The organism is Vibrio sp. M260118 (assembly GCF_036533755.1).
Lineage (GTDB): Bacteria > Pseudomonadota > Gammaproteobacteria > Enterobacterales > Vibrionaceae > Vibrio.
Genome location: NZ_JATABG010000361.1, coordinates 1 through 3,489 on the forward strand (window position 1 = coordinate 1; position 3,489 = coordinate 3,489).

The 3,489-nt window shown below is 45.5% G+C and carries 3 protein-coding genes; 1 reads left to right on the forward strand and 2 read right to left on the reverse strand.

Annotated features, from left to right (window positions below; all coding sequences use genetic code 11):
• Window positions 1-227: 227 nt before the first annotated feature.
• Window positions 228-431: a hypothetical protein gene (locus QTO00_RS16735; RefSeq protein ID WP_038206897.1), complete on the reverse strand. Its 204-nt coding sequence runs from the start codon at window positions 429-431 to the stop codon at window positions 228-230.
• A gap of 197 nt (window positions 432-628) precedes the next feature.
• Here QTO00_RS16735 and purU point away from each other — a divergent pair, with 197 nt between their 5' ends.
• Window positions 629-1,462, forward strand: a complete 834-nt coding sequence (gene purU / locus QTO00_RS16740; protein ID WP_038206894.1) for a formyltetrahydrofolate deformylase — start codon at window positions 629-631, stop codon at window positions 1,460-1,462.
• A gap of 82 nt (window positions 1,463-1,544) precedes the next feature.
• On the opposite strand, the gene QTO00_RS16745 is transcribed toward purU, so the two are convergent.
• Window positions 1,545-3,489: NADPH-dependent 2,4-dienoyl-CoA reductase (locus QTO00_RS16745; RefSeq protein ID WP_331425798.1), on the reverse strand; the 1,945-nt coding region annotated here is incomplete at its 5' end.

A 3,489-nucleotide genomic window follows, 5' to 3' on the forward strand; every position in this document is an offset into this window, starting at 1 on the left:
ATTATGGCAGTTTTTAATACCAGTCGCATTAATTAAATGTTCAGAAAATTGCTTAGGAAAAAGCCGCTTAGAACAAGGCAAAGATTGCAGCTAGCTAGTTGCTCTACCTACAAAAGATTTAACGCGGTTGTCAGCGGTTTTAGCAAGCAAGAATGACCAGATAATTGGTGTGATTGGTATCAATTAAGGCGCGAATGAGATTTTCACGCCTTAGCAACCATGAAGAGTTAACGCTTGTTTAGGTAACGATTTAGCCACGCAGGCCCAGAAAAATCCTCTTGCTGACTGTCTATAATTGCACGTGCTGCTTCACTAGGGGAGGCACGGTTTTCCCACATTTCATCCAAAATTTCTTCGTCTAGTTCTTTCCCGCCAGTTAAGGCGCTTACTCGCTCAGAATACAGTTTACGGGCTAATAGCTCTTTATCCATAAATACCACCTCAAGACACGCTAAGAGAACAAACACTCCCTCAAATAACCTCAGCCAAACGGTTAACTCAGATTATTTGTTGAAACAATCTCGATATTAGTTTAATTGTAGCTTCAATATTGCGGGTTAGTTCACCGTTCGGATGCCCGTAAAAAATTCACAATACGAAAAAAATAATGCACGGAAGTTTAAACCTAATGGAAAAGAAAACACTGCTAACACATTGCACGGACGCCCCTGGTCTTATTTCAAAGATCACTAACATCTGTTACAAGCATCAACTTAATATTGTCCACAATAACGAGTTTGTTGATAACACCAGTGGCCATTTCTTTATGCGCACCGAGTTAGAAGGCTATTTTAATGATGAGACCTTTCTTGCTGACTTAGACCAGGCACTGCCGCAAAGAGCTAAGCGCAAACTCATGAGTTCAAACCGCAAGCGTGTCGTCATCTTAGTCACTAAAGAAGCACACTGTTTAGGTGATATTCTCATGAAGAACTACGATGGCAGCTTAGATGTAGACATTGCAGCGGTGATCGGCAACTACGATACGCTACAAAGTCTTACAGAGAAATTCGATATCCCTTATCACCATGTCTCTCATGAAGGGCTAAACCGTGAAGAGCACGAACAGAAGATGCTTGAGGTCATCGATCAGTACCAAGCCGATTACCTAGTGTTAGCGAAGTACATGCGCGTTCTTACGCCGTCATTCGTTGAAAAGTACCACCACAAGATCATCAACATCCACCACAGCTTCTTGCCTGCTTTCATTGGTGCTAAGCCATATCAACAAGCTTACGAGCGCGGAGTCAAGATCATTGGTGCCACGGCCCATTTTGTGACTAACGATCTCGATGAAGGCCCAATCATCAAGCAAGACGTTATTCCAGTTGACCACAACTTCAGTGCTCAAGACATGGCGCAAGCCGGGCGCGATGTAGAGAAGAATGTGTTAAGCAAAGCGCTCAACAAGGTACTCAACGACCATGTTTTTGTTTACGGCAATAAGACGGTTATTCTCTAAACCATAACCAGATACACAAAAAGGTCTCTTCGAAAAGAGACCTTTTTTATAATATTCAGAGTTTTAACTATATCGGAACTCGTTATAGCTTAACCGCAAGCTCGACACCTTGTTTGATGGCACGCACTGCATCAAGCTCGCCGGCATAATCCGCACCGCCAATCACATGCAGCTTGTCACCGAGTCGATCCCATTGATCTTCGAACGGTCTCACCGACTCTTGTCCAGCACAAATAATCACGCTATCGGCGTCTAACAATTGCTGTTTGTTATCAAGACTAATGTGCAGACCTTGCTCATCAATTTTGTCGTAGCTCACGCCACCAAGCAGGTTAACACCTCTTTTTTCAAGAGTACGTCTATGAATCCAGCCTGTGGTTTTACCCGGCCCCTTGCCAACACGGCCTTTGCGACGTTGCAATAGCCAAACTGTTTTGTCGCTTAGCGAGTCTGGGTATGGGTAAAGCCCACCCGGATGAGAAATCTCTTTATCGATCCCCCACTCATGCAGCCAATCATCGAGGTTATGCCCATGAGGTTCGGTCAGCATGGTAGCAACATCAACACCGATGCCACCAGCACCGACAATTGCTATTTTATTACCGACGAAAGTCTTCTCGCGAATTAGGGTTTGATAATCGACCACCTTCTCTGGCGTATCGATTCCATCAATCTTAACCTTACGTGGTTCAACACCAGAGGCCATGACGACTTCGTCATACTCAGCCAGTAGGTCGTAGTTCGCGTTAGTTTCTAAATGCAGTTTCACCCCGGTTTCATCAATGCGGTTGGCAAAGTAGCGGATGGTTTCTCTAAACTCCTCTTTACCCGGGATCTGCATCGCTAAGCGGAACTGACCACCAATTCGATCGTTTCGTTCAAATAGATCGACATTGTGTCCTCTTTCCGCCAAGGTTGTCGCACAGGCCAGTCCCGCAGGACCTGCGCCGACAACCGCAATGTTCTTCTTCACATCCGTAGGCGTTATCACGAGTTCGGTCTCACGACAGGCCAATGGGTTAACCAGACAACCCGCTCTTTTGCCTTTAAATACATTATCAAGGCAAGCCTGATTACAACCAATACAGGTATTAATCATCTGCGCCTGATTCTGTTCTGCCTTGATAACGAAATGCGGGTCAGCAAGGAATGGACGTGCCATAGAAACCATATCGGCATGACCACTAGCGAGAATATCTTCTGCTTCTTCAGGAGTATTAATGCGGTTACACGTCACGATAGGCACGTTGACATGAGGGCGAACTTTTTCGGTAACCCAGGTAAACGCACCACGGGGAACCTGAGTGGCAATGGTTGGAATTCTCGCCTCATGCCAGCCAATACCTGTGTTGATAATGGTCACACCCGCTTTTTCTAGCTCTTGAGCAAGTTGAACTACCTCGTCAAATGTACTGCCCTCTTCGACTAAATCGAGCATAGAGAGACGGAAGATAATAATAAAGTCTTCACCTGCTGCTTTGCGAATCGCTTTAACCACCTCAAGTGGGAAACGAATTCGATTTTCGTAACATCCCCCCCACTCATCATAGCGAGTATTGGTACGCTTACAGATAAATTGGTTAAGCAAATACCCTTCTGAGCCCATCACCTCAACACCATCGTAGCCCGCCAGTTGAGCCAATGATGCACTATTAGCAAACGCATCAATGGTTTTGTTGATCTGTCGTGAGCTCATCTCGCTTGGCGCAAAACGAGCAATAGGAGCTTTAATCGACGAAGCACTTTGTGCAAATGGGTGCATTGCATATCGCCCTGCATGAAGCAGTTGCAAAGCGATTTTCCCGCCATGTTTGTGCACCGCTTCAGTGACCACTTTATGGGCTTTGGCGTGTTTAGGTTTACTGAACTCGGCACTAAACGGGTGTAATCTGCCACGTAAGTTGGGCGAAAAACCTCCCGTTACAATAAGACCTACACCACCTTTTGCTCGTTCTTCATAAAAGGCAGCAAGCTTACCAAGTCCTTCTTTGTGTTCTTCTAACCCGGTATGCATTGATCCCATTAAC

Bases quoted from the DNA above. Each gene is read 5' to 3' on its own strand.
- QTO00_RS16735 (WP_038206897.1), bottom strand. From the start codon at position 431: ATGGATAAAGAGCTATTAGCCCGTAAACTGTATTCTGAGCGAGTAAGC.
- purU (WP_038206894.1), top strand. From the start codon at position 629: ATGGAAAAGAAAACACTGCTAACACATTGCACGGACGCCCCTGGTCTT.